The sequence below is a fragment of the Rahnella sp. PCH160 genome (genome assembly GCF_047784855.1).
GTDB lineage: Bacteria > Pseudomonadota > Gammaproteobacteria > Enterobacterales > Enterobacteriaceae > Rahnella.
Window position 1 is genome coordinate 1239724 of the sequence record NZ_JBLOGT010000001.1, and the last position, 15884, is coordinate 1255607.

The window sequence follows — 15884 nt, forward strand, 5'->3', positions numbered from 1 at the left end:
TTACATTTGTCCAGTGTTTGTCATTTCTGTCTGGTAGCAAGTTGCACCGCGAGACCCTTATCCTGCAATGAGCCGGTTTATCCGCCGGAATTTGGGATGAGGATTCAGAAATGACCAAGAAGTTGAGCTTCACCTGCGTACTGGTAAATGGTGTTCATGCCCGTCCGGCCAGCCATATTGAAACGCTATGCAATGGATTTGATTCTGCTTTTCACTGGCACAATGCCCGCTCTGACCGCAAAGCCGATGGCAAAAGTGTTCTGTCGCTGATTGGCGCGGATATTTTGCTGGGTGATGAATGCCACGTCACCGTGGAAGGGGCAGACGAAGAAGCCGCGTATGCCGCACTGGCGCATTTTATTGAACATCAGTTTCCGCTGTGTGATGAAGCCCTGCCTGAGCACGATGATCAGGCGGAGCGGGAACCGCTTCCTGAATCTCTGACACATCTTTCCCCGCGGGTCTTTCGCGCCCGTTCCGTCAGTGAAGGCTGTGCGCTGGGGAAACTGGTCAGCCTTGCCCGCGTGAATCTGGCGACGCTGACGGATTTACCCGAGCCGCAAGGCACGGATAAAGAACAAAGTTTGCTTTCCCACGGGCTGGCCGCGCTGGAGAAATTCATCGAACTTCAGCTGATGGCGGGGAATGGCACGGTGACCGCCGTGCTGGAGGCGCACCGCTCTTTGCTGCGTGATAACAGCCTGCGTGACGCGCTGCATAAGCACGTCATGGAAGGAAAAAGTTGCGCGCAAAGCATCGTGGAAACGGCCCTGCATTTCAGCGAACAGCTGGCGCAATCTTCCAGTGCCTATCTGCGCGAACGTGATCTGGACATTCGTGATGTCAGCTTCCAGCTGTTGCAACAAATCTATGGCGAAGCGTACTTCGCGTCTCAGCAAAAACTGAGCGAAGCGAGCATTTGTCTGGCGGATGAACTGACGCCAAGCCAGTTTCTTGCGCTGGATAAACAACACCTTAAAGGATTGCTGCTCGGCAGTGGTGGGAGCACATCGCACACGGTGATCCTCGCGCGGTCTTTCAATATACCCACGCTGGTCGGTGTCGATCCGCAACCATTACAGGCGTATCTGCGGCAGGATGTGCAGATAGATGGCGATCTCGGGCTGGTGGCTTGTGCGCTCAGTGAGCCAGTGCGCCGCTATTACCGTCAGGAAGAACGTGTCCGTCAGACTTTACGGCAGCAGCAGAGTGCCTATCTTGATAAACCTGGCTACACCGCCGACGGCGTGCGCCTGGAGGTCGCGGCGAATATCGCGCATTCGGTCGAAGCTGACGCGGCATTCAGTAACGGTGCCGAAGCGGTAGGGCTGTTCCGTACGGAAATGCTCTATATGGATCGTGCGAGTGCGCCTTCTGAAGATGAGCTGTACAACATTTATTGTCAGGCAACGGAGGCGGCAAAAGGCAAAAGCATTATTATCCGCACCATGGATATTGGCGGCGATAAGCCGGTCAGTTACCTGAATATTCCGGCTGAAAATAATCCTTTTCTGGGCTATCGCGCTGTCCGCATTTATCAGGAATTCCTGCCTTTATTCCTCACGCAGTTGCGTTCGATTTTGCGTGCCTCTGCGCACGGTTCGCTGAAAATCATGATCCCGATGATTTCCTCTATGGAAGAAATTTTATGGGTAAAAGACCGGCTGGCGGAGGCCAAACAGTCGCTGCGTAACGAACAGATCCCGTTTGATGAAAAAATTCCGTTCGGCATCATGCTGGAAGTCCCGTCGGTGATGTTCATCATCGACCAGTGCTGCGAGGAGATTGATTTCTTTAGTATCGGCAGCAATGACCTGACGCAATACCTGCTCGCCGTTGACCGGGATAACGCCAAAGTCACTCGCCATTACAACAGCCTGAACCCGGCATTCCTGCGTGGTCTTGATCACGTGGTTCGCGCGGTACATCACAATGGGAAATGGATTGGTTTATGCGGCGAACTGGGCGCAAAAGGTTCCGTGTTGCCCCTGCTGGTCGGACTGGGGCTGGATGAAATCAGCATGAGTGCGCCGTCGGTACCGGTGACGAAAGCGCGTCTGGCAAAACTCGACAGCCGGGAATGCCGGCAGTTGCTCAACCGTGCCATGCAGTGCCGCACGTCACTTGAGGTTGAACATTTGCTGGCGCAGTTCCGTATGGCTGTAAACGATGCGCCACTGATCACCGCAGAATGCGTGGCGCTCAATGTGGACTGGTGTAGCAAAGAGGAAGTGATTAAAGGCATGGTTGATAACCTGATGCTGGCAGGGCGCTGCCGCTATCCGCGAAAACTGGCCGCAGACGTCTGGGCGCGTGAGGCCGTATTTTCGACCGGTCTGGGCTTCGGTTTTGCTATCCCGCATACCAAATCAGAACATATCGAACAATCGACGATTAGCGTCGCGAAGTTGCCAGAGCCTGTGCAGTGGGGCGATGAAGAAGCGCAGTTTGTCATCATGCTGACCCTCAATAAGCACGCGGCAGGCGATCAGCATATGCGGATTTTTTCAAAGCTTGCGCGCCGGATTATGCATGACAGTTTCCGGGATGCACTGATGAATTCGACCACGGCAGCGCAGATTGAAACGATGCTGAAACAAGAGCTTGAACTCTGAAAGGAGAGGGTATGGAACTGTATCTGGATACCGCTGATATCAGCGAAGTAAAACGTTTATCCCGCATTTTGCCGTTACACGGCGTGACCACAAACCCAAGCATTGTGGCGAAAGCGCGGACGTCATTATGGGAAGTCTTGCCCGCGTTGCGTGATGCTTTAGGCGGTGAAGGAAAACTGTTTGCTCAGGTGCTGGCAAATCAGGCTGAACAGATGGTGGAAGAGGCTGAATTGCTTCATTCGCGCGTGCCAGGTCTGGTCGTAAAAGTTCCGGTGACGGCGGAAGGACTGGCGGCCATTAAAATCCTGCGCACCCGAAAAATCCCGACGCTGGGAACCGCCGTGTATGGCGCAGGTCAGGGGCTGCTTTCGGCGCTGGCCGGGGCTGAATATGTTGCGCCTTACGTGAACCGCCTTGATGCGCAGGGCGGGGACGGCATTGCGATGGTGACGGAATTGCAGCAATTGCTGACGTTGCATGCGCCAAATACTAAAGTGCTGGCTGCCAGCTTCAAAACACCACGTCAGGCGCTTGCCTGCCTGCTGGCCGGATGCCAGTCCATTACGATCCCGGTTGATGTTGCCGAGCAGTTTGTCAGCACACCGGCGGTGCAGGCTGCGGTGGTTAAATTCGAAGAAGACTGGCAGGGCGCATTTGGCCAGTTGTCGCTGCGTTAAATCATTCTGCGCATAAAGTTCGCATGTAAAAAAGCCCGGCAGGAAAACCTGTCGGGCTTCTGACATCTGGGCGGCTTTATCACGCCGTCTTGGTGATTACTTCACGCCATACTGTGCAAAAAAATCCAGCATACGCTGCCAGCCATCGTGAGCCGCTTCAGCGTTATAACTCGGGCGGTAATCAGCATAAAAAGCATGCCCGGCTTCAGGATAAACGACGATTTCCGCGTTGGCATTAGCCGCGCGAATGGCCTGACGCATGGTTTCGATAGTATCCAGCGGAATGCTGGTGTCCTGACCGCCGTACAAACCTAAGACCGGTGCATCAAGTGCGGCGGCGCGGTCAACCGGGTTCGTCGGGCTGGTCAGCGTTTTATTGCCGACCAGTTTTCCGTACCACGCCACGCCCGCTTTCAGCTGCGGGTTATGCGCCGCGTACAGCCATGCGATTCGGCCACCCCAGCAGAAACCGGTAATCCCCAGTTTTGAAATATCTCCGCCATGCTGCGATGCCCAATGCGCAGTGTGGTCGAGATCAGAAAGGACCTGCTGATCCGGCACTTTGCTGACCAGTTTTTCGAACAGTTCGCTGATTTCGGTGTAATCACGCGGATCGCCCTGACGGAAATACAGTTCAGGCGCGATGGCCATATATCCCTGCTTCGCCAGACGGCGGCAGACATCCTGAATATGTTCGTGAACGCCAAAAATCTCCTGAACCACCAGAATGATCGGTAATTTTCCGGTGAAATGCTCAGGCCGCGCAAGGTAAGCGGGAAGATCTTCACCTTGCGAAGGAATAGTGGTCTGCCCGGCGTGCAGTCCGTCGGTATCAGTGTGAATGGTCGTGCTGGCAACCGGTGTGACAGCAGGAGCAAAGCTGGTCGGAGCCTGTTTCAAAGTCAGTAATTTTTCTTCTTTTTTCATCGTAGTCTCCATGCAAGTGTCCATACGGAAATCTGGCTCTATGGATTAAAACTATAGCCGTAAAGCGGGAACAGCAAGGCAGAACAGATGTTCTATAGTTAAAAGTTATGCAGGAAATATGTCAGGGAAGAACCATAGAACGTCTGAATCTTTCATGAGGAGTCATGTTCAATGTCGAAATCACCGTCTAAAACGACCAAGAGAAGTGAGCCAAAATCGGTAAGCCGCGCCCCCGCCACGGGCAGTAAATCTTCACAACCCGGCCTGGGCAATCTCGCGCCATCCGACAGTGCTTATCAGGCTTCACCGCAACCTACGCCGCCCGGAAAAGAACCGACCGCCTCCGGCAGCGCCAAAAGCCCGGAGAACACCAACGCCAAACTCGATGCGCTGCAAAGACATCGAAAAAATGGTGAGAAGCAGCCGCTGACCACCAATCAGGGCACCAAAATTGCTGATGATCAGAACTCGCTGAAAGCAGGCAGCCGGGGGCCGACGCTGCTCGAAGATTTCATCCTCCGCGAGAAAATCACCCATTTTGACCATGAGCGGATACCTGAACGTATCGTTCATGCGCGCGGTGCCGCCGCACACGGTTATTTCCAACCTTACCGCAGCCTTAAAGCAGTCACGAAAGCCAGTTTCCTCTCCGACCCGAAAAAGATAACGCCAGTCTTTGTCCGTTTCTCCACGGTGCAAGGCTCAAAGGGTTCGGCAGATACGGTGCGTGATATTCGCGGCTGGGCCACCAAGTTTTATACCGATGAAGGGATTTATGATCTTGTCGGCAATAACACGCCGGTCTTCTTCATTCAGGATGCCCATAAGTTCCCTGATTTTGTACATGCGGTAAAACCCGAGCCGCACAACGAAATCCCGCAAGGTGCCAGTGCGCATGATTCCTTCTGGGACTACGTTTCGCTCCAGCCCGAAACGTTGCATAACGTTTTCTGGGCGATGTCTGACCGGGGGATCCCGCGCAGTTACCGCACGATGGAAGGTTTCGGGATCCACACTTTCCGTTTTGTGAATGCTAAAGGAAAAGCGACGTTTGTCCGTTTTCACTGGAAACCGCTGGCGGGCAAGGCTTCTCTGTTGTGGGATGAGGCGCAGAAACTGGCAGGGAAAGATGCTGATTTCCACCGGCGTGATTTGTGGGAAGCCATCGAAGCCGGCGATTATCCTGAGTATGAGCTGGGCGTTCAGCTGATCCCGGAAGAAGACGAATTCAAGTTTGATTTCGATTTGCTCGACCCGACCAAGCTGATCCCTGAAAAACTGGTGCCAGTCGAGCTTGTCGGGAAAATGGTGCTCAACCGTAATCCGGACAACTATTTCGCGGAAACCGAGCAGGTTGCTTTCCATCCGGGACACGTTGTGCCCGGCATTGATTTTACGAATGATCCGCTGTTGCAGGGGCGTCTGTTCTCTTACACCGATACACAAATCAGCCGTCTGGGCGGGCCGAATTTTCATGAGATCCCGATTAACCGGCCAACCTGTCCGTACCATAATTTTCAGCGCGACGGGATGCACCGGCAGGATGTGGATACCAATCCGGCCAACTATGAACCGAATTCCATCAACAATAACTGGCCGCGAGAAACGCCACCGGCAGCGTCCGGAGGCGGATTTGAAAGTTATCCTGAGCGCATTGATGCCGAAAAAATCCGTCAGCGAAGTGAGTCATTCGCAGAATACTATGCGCATCCTCGCCTGTTCTGGCTGAGCCAGACGCCGGTGGAACAGGACCATATCGCCGGGGCGTTCTCGTTTGAATTATCCAAAGTGGTGCGGCCGTATATTCGCGAACGCGTGGTGGATTTGCTGGCGCACGTTGACCAGACTCTGGCGGCTATCGTCGCGAAGAATCTGGGCATCACACTTTCGGCGCAGACGAGAAAGATTAAGCCTCCGAAACCGGTAAATGGTCTGGAAGCTGACCCTTCACTGAGTCTCTATGCCAGCGGGAAAGGGACGGTCAAAGGGCGTCAGGTGGCGGTGCTGCTGGGTGAAGGCGTTAACGCGGCCGATGTGCTGGAAACCTTGCAGGCGCTTCAGGCTGCGGGCGTTCATCCCAAACTTCTGGCCAGCCATCTGGGAAATGTCATTGCCGATGATGGTTCGACATTGCCGGTAGACGCCACGTTTGCCGGTTCGCCGTCCATTACCGTGGACGCCGTTATTGTGCCTCACGGCCACATTGATGCTTTGCTGATGAACGGTGATTCCCGTCATTACGTGCTTGAAGCCTATAAGCATCTAAAAGTCATCGGGCTGAGCGGGGATGCCCGTCGCTTCAAACCGTTGCTTGGACTGACAGATGACGTACCGGAGGACGGTATTATCGAAGGCGAAAAGGCGGAAGGGAAATTGCTGAAAGAGTTCCTGAAAGAAATGGCGAAACACCGTGTCTGGTCACGCAGCGCGGCAGCCGGAGCAGTTCCGGCCTGAGTTAAATTTTAATCAGCCTTACCGGCAGGCGGCGTCGTTCATCAGTGATACGGCAACGCCTGCCTTTATTTCCCCGTTCGGGAAAACACGTCATTCTGCGAAACATCACTCTGTTTAAAATTTCGGCGTAATGCATTTAATTTGTGACATGAATCACAAATTAAATGTATGCGTGATTCTTGTTGTTACATCATAGTGACTGCCGTCACGAAATAACGTCACAATGTTCAGTACAGTTGCCGGGTGTTCCTCCTGCCAATAAATGACCTTACATACAGAGGAGTTTGTTATGTCTCAGCCTGAAGTTTTCCACCTTGGCCTGGCCAAAAAAGATTTAAATGGTGCCACGCTGGCGATTGTTCCCGGCGACCCGGAGCGCGTGGAGAAAATTGCCAAACTGATGGAGAACCCGGTGCGTCTGGCTTCTCATCGCGAATTTACCTCATGGCGTGCTGAGCTTGACGGCAAATCTGTGATTGTTTGTTCAACCGGTATTGGCGGCCCGTCAACATCCATCGCGGTGGAAGAACTGGCACAACTGGGTATCCGGACGTTCCTGCGCGTGGGTACTACTGGTGCTATTCAGCCACACATCAATGTGGGCGATGTTCTGGTCACGACTGCTGCTGTTCGCCTTGATGGCGCGAGCCTGCACTTTGCACCGATGGAATTCCCGGCTGTCGCCGATTTCGCCTGCACCACGGCGCTGGTCGCGGCGGCAGAATCTGTTGGCGCTGCAACGCACATCGGCGTAACCGCGTCTTCTGACACCTTCTATCCGGGCCAGGAACGTTACGATACCTTCTCCGGCCGCGTTGTTCGTCGCTTCAAAGAATCGATGAAAGAATGGCAGGAAATGGGCGTGATGAACTATGAAATGGAATCCGCCACACTGCTGACCATGTGTGCAAGCCAGGGCCTCCGTGCAGGTATGGTTGCCGGTGTTATCGTAAACCGCACGCAGCAGGAAATTCCTGACGCGGAAACGATGAAAAAGACCGAAAGCCACGCGGTGAAAATCGTTGTAGAAGCCGCCCGTCGCCTGATCTAAAAAATACTAAAACAAATACATCACATCTGTGGGCTGCCTCTGGCGGCCCATTTTTTTGCCCCGATAATCAGATCTGTTAAGGTCGTGTTAGTAGAGTGTCTGGAATAATTTATCAATCCGAGCTTTTAACCGCTGACAAAAGGAACTGCTTTTTGACTGTTCACGACCTGCTTGATTACACAACGGCCTTTATTCGCGCGCATCAGGTATGGGCTGCGCCTATCGTTTTCTTCCTCGCCTTTGGCGAATCTCTGGCGTTCTTATCACTGCTGCTGCCGGCAACTTTTATTTTGTTAGGGCTCGGCGCGCTGATTGGTGAGACCGGCATTCCGTTCTGGCCAATATGGGCAGCGGCGGCGGCGGGTGCATTCTTCGGCGACTGGCTTTCTTACTGGGTCGGCGCGCATTATCAGGATCGCGTCGGGAGTTTCTGGCCGTTCTCCCGCCATCCGCAGATGCTGGTTCGCGGACATGCATTCTTCGAAAAATGGGGCATGCCGGGCGCATTTATCGGGCGCTTCTTTGGCCCGCTACGTGCCGTGGTGCCGCTGGTGGCGGGTATCTGCGGTATGCCGCAAAAATATTTCCAGATTGCCAACGTGACCTCCGCACTGATCTGGGCATTCGGCATTCTTGCGCCCGGTGCTTTTGGCATTCAATGGCTGAGCCGCTGGTTCTGAATCCTGCGCTGCATCGCTGACGTCTTCAAGAGGGGCGGGAGGGAGAAATTCCTTTTTGGAAGACGTCTCGCAAAGGCGTCATGCACCTGAAAATAGACTGGACATCCATACAGCCTGCTATTACCGTGACCGCAAGTGATTTTAAGAAGGAATACGCGTGGATATCAGCATTTTGTACGCCCTGGGCGCAGGGATAATCGGCCTGTTAGTCGGCTGGCTGGTTGCCAGTTTGCGGCAACAGCAGCAGCAGGCAGAATACGAAACACAGCGCCGGTTGCTTGAGCATTCACTGGAACAAGTGAAGGCAGAAAACGACGCGCACAAAAATGAGCGGCAGGCTGTTCAGCAACAAATGCGTGAAGCGGAACTTGAACTGCGCAAATTGCACAGCGCGGCGGCTGCCAGCCAGGAAAAATTGCAGTTGCTGGCTCACTGGCAAAATGAATGCGAGCAGCTCAATCAGGAATTACGCGCCCAGCGTGAAATCAACAGCGCTCAGGAAGCCGAGCTGCGCGAGGTTGCTACGCGGCTGGACGAAACGCGCATGGCAGCAGAAGACAAACAGCGTCTGCTGATCAACAGCGAACAACGTCTGAGCAGCCAGTTTGAAAATCTGGCCAACCGTATTTTTGAACAAAATGGTCGCCGGGCCGACGAACAAAATAAGCAAAGCCTCGACAAACTGCTGCTGCCGCTGCGCGAGCAACTGGATGGCTTCCGTCGTCAGGTGCAGGACAGTTTTGGTCAGGAAGCCCGTGAGCGTCACACGCTGGCGCATGAAATCCGTAACCTGCAACAGCTGAATGTTGAGATGGCGCGCGAAGCCGTGAACCTCACCAAAGCGCTAAAAGGCGATAATAAAACGCAGGGGAACTGGGGCGAAGTGGTGCTCAGCCGCGTGCTGGAGGCATCCGGCCTGCGCGAAGGTTACGAATATCAGACCCAGGTCAGCGTACAGGTCGATACGAACAGCCGTATGCAGCCCGACGTGGTGGTGCGCCTGCCGCAGAATAAAGACGTGGTGATCGACGCGAAAATGACGCTGGTAGCCTACGAGCGTTATTTCAACAGTGAAGATGACAGCGAACGTGAAGCGGCGCTGAATGAGCATATTGCGTCTGTTCGCGGGCATATCCGCCTGCTGGGCCGCAAAGATTATCAGCAGCTTCCCGGCTTGCGCAGCCTCGATTATGTTTTGATGTTTATCCCCGTTGAGCCCGCATTTTTACTGGCTATCGACCGGGAGCCAGAATTGATCAGCGAAGCACTGCGTCACAATATTATGCTTGTCAGCCCGACAACGCTGCTGGTGGCTTTGCGTACTATCAGTAATTTATGGCGCTATGAGCATCAGAGCCAGAATGCCAAACGTATTGCCGATCGCGCCGCCCGTCTGTATGACAAGCTGAGGTTGTTCGTGGATGACATGGAGTCGATGGGGCAAAGCCTCGACAAAGCGCAGGGAAGTTATCGCTCGGCGATGAATAAACTCTCGCAAGGCCGTGGTAATCTTATCGGGCAGGTTGAAAGTTTCCGTGCTCTGGGGGTCGAAGTTAAACGGCCAATCAGCCCGTCTCTGGCTGAGATAGCGAAAGCGGAAAATGAACCGGAAGATACCGCATCTCTGCCCGATACCTCTGATGCGGAAGAAGAACAGGCGCTGAACCCGCATGAATAATCAAAGCCGGCAAAGGTCTCCACAGGCTGTTACTGATTCAATCAGTGAATCTTTGCAATATGTTGAATCACCATCGGTGATGGGGCTTTCTAACGGGTTCTGGTACACTTCTCCCCAAGAGTTTGACTGAAAAAGCAGGCACAAATAATGGAAAAGCAGACGCAGGAAACCACCCATTTCGGTTTTCGTACAGTAGCCAAAGATGAGAAGCAGGAAATGGTGGCGGAAGTCTTCCATTCCGTTGCAGCAAAATATGATTTGATGAATGACCTGATGTCCTTTGGTATTCATCGCATCTGGAAACGTTTCACTATTGATTCTAGCGGCGTGCGTCAGGGCCAGCGTGTGCTGGATCTGGCCGGTGGTACTGGCGATTTGACCGCAAAGTTCTCCCGTCTGGTGGGTGAAAAAGGTGAAGTCGTGCTGGCGGATATTAACGATTCCATGCTGAAAATGGGCCGCGAAAAGCTGCGTAATCTTGGCATCGTGGGTAACGTTAGCTACGTTCAGGCCAACGCTGAAGCTTTGCCTTTCCCTGATAATTATTTCGACTGCATCACCATTTCTTTCGGTTTGCGTAACGTGACTGAAAAAGAAAAAGCGCTGCGTTCGATGTTCCGCGTACTCAAGCCGGGCGGCCGTTTGCTGGTTCTGGAGTTCTCCAAACCGGTGCTGAAACCGCTCAGCAAAGCTTATGACACCTATTCGTTCCATATTTTGCCGCGTATTGGCGAGCTGGTTGCGCAAGACGCTGAAAGCTATCGTTATCTGGCCGAATCTATCCGTATGCATCCTGATCAGGAAACCCTGAAGGGCATGATGGCGGACGCAGGTTTTGAAAATGTGACGTATCACAATCTGACCGGTGGCATTGTCGCTCTGCATCGGGGTTTCAAATTCTGATATGAGCATGCCGATGTTGTTGACACCGTTACTGACTGCCGCCATTGAGACGCCGCTTAATTACCTGCTTTTTCGCGATCGCAGCATGAAGGCGGCGAGGACGCGTCTGGCAGGTAAAGTTCTGCGTGTCGAATTGCAGGAACTCAGCGCACCGCTGACGTTCGTGTTCAGCGAGCAAAAAATTGATGTTCTCGGGCAGTGGGAGGGGGCAGCAGATTGCACCGTTATCACCCGGCTTTCTGTGCTGCATAAGCTGCGCGATCGTCAGCAACTATCGCCGCTGATGCGCAGCGGTGAGCTGGTGGTCGAGGGCGATATTTCTGTCGTCCAGCAATGGGTTGCCCTGCTGGATATGGCCGAATGGGATCCTGCTGAATTCCTGGCACCTTACATCGGTGATATCGCAGCGCAGGGGCTGACTCAGGCTGTTCAGGGGAGTTTGCGTTTTCTGCAAAAAGGCCTGAAGCATCAGCAAAGCTATGTGGCTCAGACGCTAACCGAAGAGTGGAAAATGGCGCCGGCTTCCCTGGAAGTGGTCTGGTTTAGCGATGAAGTTTCTGCGCTGGAACGCGAGCTGGATGCGCTGGATAAACGTATCGAAAAACTGGAGGGTAAACCGTGACGCCTAGGGAAATGCGACGTTTATATCTGATTATCCGCATGTTTCTGATCTATGGCCTTGACGAACTCATCCCTAAAATCCGCTTAACGCTGCCGCTGCGTATTGGACGTTATCTTTTTTTCTGGTTGCCTAATCGTCACAAAGAAAAGCCACTGGGTGAGCGCATGCGTATGGCGATGGAAGAACTGGGGCCTGTATGGATCAAGTTCGGCCAGATGATGTCGACACGCCGCGACCTTTTCCCTCCTCAGATTGCCGATCAGCTTGCTTTACTTCAGGACCACGTTCCGCCTTTTGATGGCGCGAAAGCGCGTCAGCAAATTGAAGTTGCGCTCGGTGGCCCCGTGGAAACCTGGTTTGATGAATTCGATCAGACGCCGCTGGCTTCAGCCTCGATTGCTCAGGTCCATACCGCCATTTTGAAAGAAAACGGTAAGCCGGTGGTCCTGAAAGTGATCCGTCCGGATATCTTGCCGACCATCGTGGCGGATATCCGTCTGATGTCGCGCCTGGCGAGCTGGTTACCGATTCTGTTGCCCGATGGCCGCCGTTTACGTCCCCGTGAGGTGGTGCGCGAATATGAAAAAACGCTGCTTGATGAACTGAATTTGCTGCGCGAAGCGGCGAATGCTATTCAGCTGCGCCGTAATTTCGAAGGCAGCCCGATGCTGTATGTGCCGGAGGTCTATCCGGATTACTGCAGCGAACGTCTGATGGTGATGGAGCGTATTTACGGCATCCCGGTTTCTGATATTGAAGCACTGAAGAAACAGGGCACCAATATGAAACTGCTGGCCGAACGCGGCGTGCAGGTTTTCTTCACTCAGGTTTTTCGTGACAGTTTCTTCCATGCCGATATGCATCCGGGGAATATTTTCGTCAGTTACGAAACCCCTGAAGATCCTTGCTACATAGGCATTGATTGCGGCATAGTTGGTTCGCTCAACAAGGAAGACAAGCGGTATCTGGCGGAGAATTTTATCGCTTTCTTCAACCGCGATTATCGTAAAGTGGCTGAATTACATGTCGATTCCGGCTGGGTTCCCCGCGATACCAATGTCGAAGAGTTCGAATTCGCTATCCGTACTGTCTGCGAACCGATTTTTGAGAAACCGCTGGCAGAAATTTCTTTCGGTAACGTGCTGCTGAATCTGTTTAATACGGCGCGCCGTTTTAATATGGAAGTTCAGCCTCAGCTCGTGCTGCTGCAAAAAACGCTGCTGTACGTAGAAGGTCTCGGGCGTCAGCTTTATCCTCAACTTGATTTGTGGACCACGGCGAAACCTTTCCTTGAAAGCTGGGTGCGCGATCAGGTCGGGTTACCGGCAATGATCCGGGCACTGAAAGAGCGTGCACCTTTCTGGCTTGAGAAAATGCCTGAGTTGCCGGATTTGGTTTACCAGAGCCTGAATCAGCATAAGTTGTTGCAATACAACATTGAGAAGCTTTCCTCCCAGATCCATAACCAGAGTTCCCGTCAGGGGCAGTCTCGTTATCTTCTGGGGATTGGTGCGACGCTGTTATTGAGCGGAACCCTTTTACTGTTGGGCGATGTTAAGGTTTATCCGGCTTGCCTGATGGCTGCGGGTGCTATTTCCTGGTTGATTGGATGGAAACGCGCCAGCTGAATACTTTGCAGTAAATTGAATGCCGTTTGCGAACGGCAATGAATGTCGTTCCTTCCTATTGAGGTGAAGATAATGGGTGGTATTAGTATTACTAAAATCCTGATTCTCGTTGTACTCGTGGTACTGCTGTTCGGTACTAAGAAACTGCGTGGTCTGGGTTCTGATCTGGGTGCATCCATCAAAGGCTTTAAAAAAGCGATGAGCGATGATGAAGGCCAGAAAGCCAACAAAGAGGCTGACACGTCTGCCTCTGATGCTGATTTCATTGCTAAGTCTGTTGAAAGCAAGCCAGCAGCCAAGGCCGATGAAACCAAGAGCCAAAACAAAGAGCAGGTATAAGCCGTGTTCGATATTGGATTTAGTGAACTGCTGCTGGTATTGGTGATTGGCCTGGTAGTGCTTGGGCCAGAGCGTTTACCTGTAGCAGTAAGAACAGTAGCAGGCTGGATCCGCACACTGCGTGCCATGGCGGCTTCCGTGCAGAGCGAATTGTCCCAGGAACTGAAACTTCAGGAATTGCAGGACACCCTGAAAAAAGCTGAAGAGTCAGGCCTGAAGAATTTAACGCCAGAAATCAAAGCGTCCATGGATGAGCTGAAAGAAGCGGCAGAGTCTATGAAACAGTCGATCAACTCAGGACTGAACCCTGCGGAGAAAGCTGTGGAGAACGCCAAAGCGGAAGGGAATACCATCCACAATCCGGTTCTGGATGAAGCTGAAGCACACCATGATGCGGGTATTTCTCCGGCTACGGCTGAGAAAGTGGTCTCTGCGCCTGCTGCTGTACCGCAAAGCGCCGTTGATGCTGCGCTGGCTTCCAATAAGACGGCGCATGCAGCGGCTGAACATGCTGAAACGCTGGCCGCTTCAGATGAGCCTTCAGTTACCGAACCTGCTGTTACCGAACCTGCTGTTGCTTCCGCGCCGGTGATGAAACCTGTTGTCGCTGAAGCCCCTGTTGCTGAACCCGCAGTGCCGGTTAAACCGGTTTCATCAACTCAAACGACAGGTGAGCGTTAAACATGGCTGTTGAAGATACACAACCCCTTATCAGCCATCTGATTGAGCTGCGTAAGCGTCTGCTGAATGCCATTGTCTGCATTCTCGTGGTATTCCTGGCGCTGGTCTATTTTGCCAATGATATCTACCAACTGGTCGCTTCTCCGCTGATTAAACAGATGCCGATGGGCGCGAGCATGATTGCGACAGACGTCGCGTCACCGTTCTTCACGCCAATCAAGCTGACGATGATTGTTTCGGTATTCCTTTCTGCGCCGTTTATTTTGTATCAGGTCTGGGCGTTTGTTGCGCCTGCGCTGTACAAACATGAACGCCGTCTGATGATGCCGCTGTTGTTCTCGAGCTCTGCATTATTTTATCTCGGCGTGGCTTTTGCTTACTTCGTGGTGTTCCCGCTGGCGTTTGCTTTCTTTGCGAAAACGGCACCGGCTGGTGTTCAGATAGCGACTGACATCAACAACTATCTCGATTTCGTGATGGCGCTGTTTATGGCATTTGGTGTTTCTTTTGAAGTGCCTATCGCGATTGTGCTGCTGTGCTGGAGTGGCGTAACAACGCCGGAAGACCTGAAAAAGAAACGTCCGTATGTGCTGGTCGGGGCGTTTGTGGTCGGTATGTTGTTAACGCCGCCGGACGTTTTCTCTCAGACGTTGCTGGCCATTCCGATGTACCTGCTGTTTGAAATCGGCGTGTTCTTTGCCCGTTTCTACGTCGGTGGCCGCCGTCGCGCTGATTTCGATAATGACGCTGATCCGGATCAGCCTGCGTAATACATTCTTTGATGAAAAAACCGCCCTGTTGGGCGGTTTCTGTTTTGGAACTGTCCATGTTTGAAATTGGTATTAATCTCACCAGTAATCAGTTTGATAAAGATCGCCCGCAGGTCGTGGAAAGAGCCAAAGCGGCGGGCGTGAGCGGTATGTTGATCACCGGCACGTCTGCGCAGGAAAGCGTTGAAGCACAGAAGATGGCGATGGAACATCCGGATTTCTGCTGGTCAACGGCGGGCGTACATCCGCATCAGGCGAGTGACTGGAACGAAGACGTTGAGCGCGGCATTCGTGAGCTGGCATCGCAGCCAAACGTTGTCGCAATCGGTGAATGCGGGCTGGATTTTAACCGTAATTTTTCTCCAGCGGACAGCCAGGAGGCGGCGTTTACCGCGCAATTGTCGCTGGCGAAAGAATTGCAGTTGCCGGTTTTTTTACACTGCCGTGATGCCGGAGAACGGTTTGCCGCACTGCTTAAACCCTGGCTATCGGATTTACCGGGCGGCGTAGTGCACTGTTTTACCGGCACGCGTGAAGAGCTTGAGCTGTATCTGTCTCTTGGGCTGTCGATTGGTATTACCGGCTGGGTGTGCGATGAACGCCGCGGGCTGGAACTGCGGGAAATGCTGCCGCTGATCCCAGTTGAACGGTTGATGCTGGAAACCGATGCACCTTATCTGTTGCCGCGTGATATGGAAAATAAGCCGAAGAATCGTCGTAATGAACCGGCTTTCCTGCCACATATTGTGAATCAGGTAGCGATGTGGCGGGGTGATGATCCGCAATGGCTGGCGGAAATAACGGATGAGAATGCGCGTAAGCTTTTTTCCCTTCCTCCGCGCTGAAATGGGTAGGTTGA

14 protein-coding genes are annotated in these 15884 nt (G+C 53.0%); 13 read left to right on the forward strand and 1 reads right to left on the reverse strand.

The window, feature by feature from the left end; genetic code table 11:
• The first annotated feature begins 110 nt into the window (after nt 1–110).
• Entirely contained in the window at nt 111–2615 is a 2505-nt protein-coding gene (ptsP, locus tag ACM5QY_RS05740; protein ID WP_416119643.1) for a phosphoenolpyruvate--protein phosphotransferase, read from the forward strand.
• Nucleotides 2616–2626: 11 nt separating this feature from the next.
• Nucleotides 2627–3292, forward strand: a complete 666-nt coding sequence (fsa, locus tag ACM5QY_RS05745) for a fructose-6-phosphate aldolase (protein ID WP_416119644.1) — start codon at nt 2627–2629, stop codon at nt 3290–3292.
• Between the two features lie 96 nt (nt 3293–3388).
• Here fsa and ACM5QY_RS05750 read toward each other — a convergent pair whose 3' ends face one another.
• A complete protein-coding gene (locus tag ACM5QY_RS05750) occupies nt 3389–4219 on the reverse strand; it encodes a dienelactone hydrolase family protein (protein ID WP_416119645.1) in 831 nt (276 codons plus the stop codon).
• A gap of 171 nt (nt 4220–4390) precedes the next feature.
• Here ACM5QY_RS05750 and katE point away from each other — a divergent pair, with 171 nt between their 5' ends.
• The 11 genes from katE to tatD all read left to right on the forward strand — a co-directional run bounded on the left by katE (nt 4391) and on the right by tatD (nt 15870).
• On the forward strand, nt 4391–6673 hold the full coding sequence (gene katE / locus ACM5QY_RS05755; RefSeq protein ID WP_416119646.1) for a catalase HPII: 2283 nt from the start codon (nt 4391–4393) through the stop codon (nt 6671–6673).
• A 289-nt stretch (nt 6674–6962) separates the two neighbouring features.
• Complete coding sequence (udp, locus tag ACM5QY_RS05760) at nt 6963–7724, forward strand: uridine phosphorylase (RefSeq protein WP_101079380.1); 762 nt, start codon at nt 6963–6965, stop codon at nt 7722–7724.
• Between the two features lie 152 nt (nt 7725–7876).
• On the forward strand, nt 7877–8404 hold the full coding sequence (locus ACM5QY_RS05765; protein WP_416119647.1) for a DedA family protein: 528 nt from the start codon (nt 7877–7879) through the stop codon (nt 8402–8404).
• A gap of 157 nt (nt 8405–8561) precedes the next feature.
• Nucleotides 8562–10082, forward strand: a complete 1521-nt coding sequence (rmuC, locus tag ACM5QY_RS05770; protein ID WP_416119648.1) for a DNA recombination protein RmuC — start codon at nt 8562–8564, stop codon at nt 10080–10082.
• A 147-nt stretch (nt 10083–10229) separates the two neighbouring features.
• Complete coding sequence (ubiE, locus tag ACM5QY_RS05775) at nt 10230–10985, forward strand: bifunctional demethylmenaquinone methyltransferase/2-methoxy-6-polyprenyl-1,4-benzoquinol methylase UbiE (RefSeq protein ID WP_416119649.1); 756 nt, start codon at nt 10230–10232, stop codon at nt 10983–10985.
• 13 nt (nt 10986–10998) lie between these two features.
• Nucleotides 10999–11607, forward strand: a complete 609-nt coding sequence (gene ubiJ, locus ACM5QY_RS05780) for a ubiquinone biosynthesis protein UbiJ (protein ID WP_416119650.1) — start codon at nt 10999–11001, stop codon at nt 11605–11607.
• Entirely contained in the window at nt 11604–13235 is a 1632-nt protein-coding gene (gene ubiB, locus ACM5QY_RS05785; protein ID WP_416119651.1) for a ubiquinone biosynthesis regulatory protein kinase UbiB, read from the forward strand. Before ubiJ ends, ubiB begins: the two co-directional genes overlap by 4 nt.
• A gap of 72 nt (nt 13236–13307) precedes the next feature.
• Nucleotides 13308–13574, forward strand: a complete 267-nt coding sequence (gene tatA / locus ACM5QY_RS05790) for a Sec-independent protein translocase subunit TatA (protein ID WP_104924113.1) — start codon at nt 13308–13310, stop codon at nt 13572–13574.
• Between the two features lie 3 nt (nt 13575–13577).
• Nucleotides 13578–14255, forward strand: coding sequence for a Sec-independent protein translocase protein TatB (tatB, locus tag ACM5QY_RS05795; protein ID WP_416119652.1), 678 nt, complete (start codon nt 13578–13580; stop codon nt 14253–14255).
• A gap of 2 nt (nt 14256–14257) precedes the next feature.
• Nucleotides 14258–15025, forward strand: coding sequence for a Sec-independent protein translocase subunit TatC (gene tatC, locus ACM5QY_RS05800; protein ID WP_416119654.1), 768 nt, complete (start codon nt 14258–14260; stop codon nt 15023–15025).
• A gap of 56 nt (nt 15026–15081) precedes the next feature.
• Nucleotides 15082–15870, forward strand: a complete 789-nt coding sequence (tatD, locus tag ACM5QY_RS05805) for a 3'-5' ssDNA/RNA exonuclease TatD (protein WP_416119655.1) — start codon at nt 15082–15084, stop codon at nt 15868–15870.
• Nucleotides 15871–15884 lie beyond the last annotated feature (14 nt).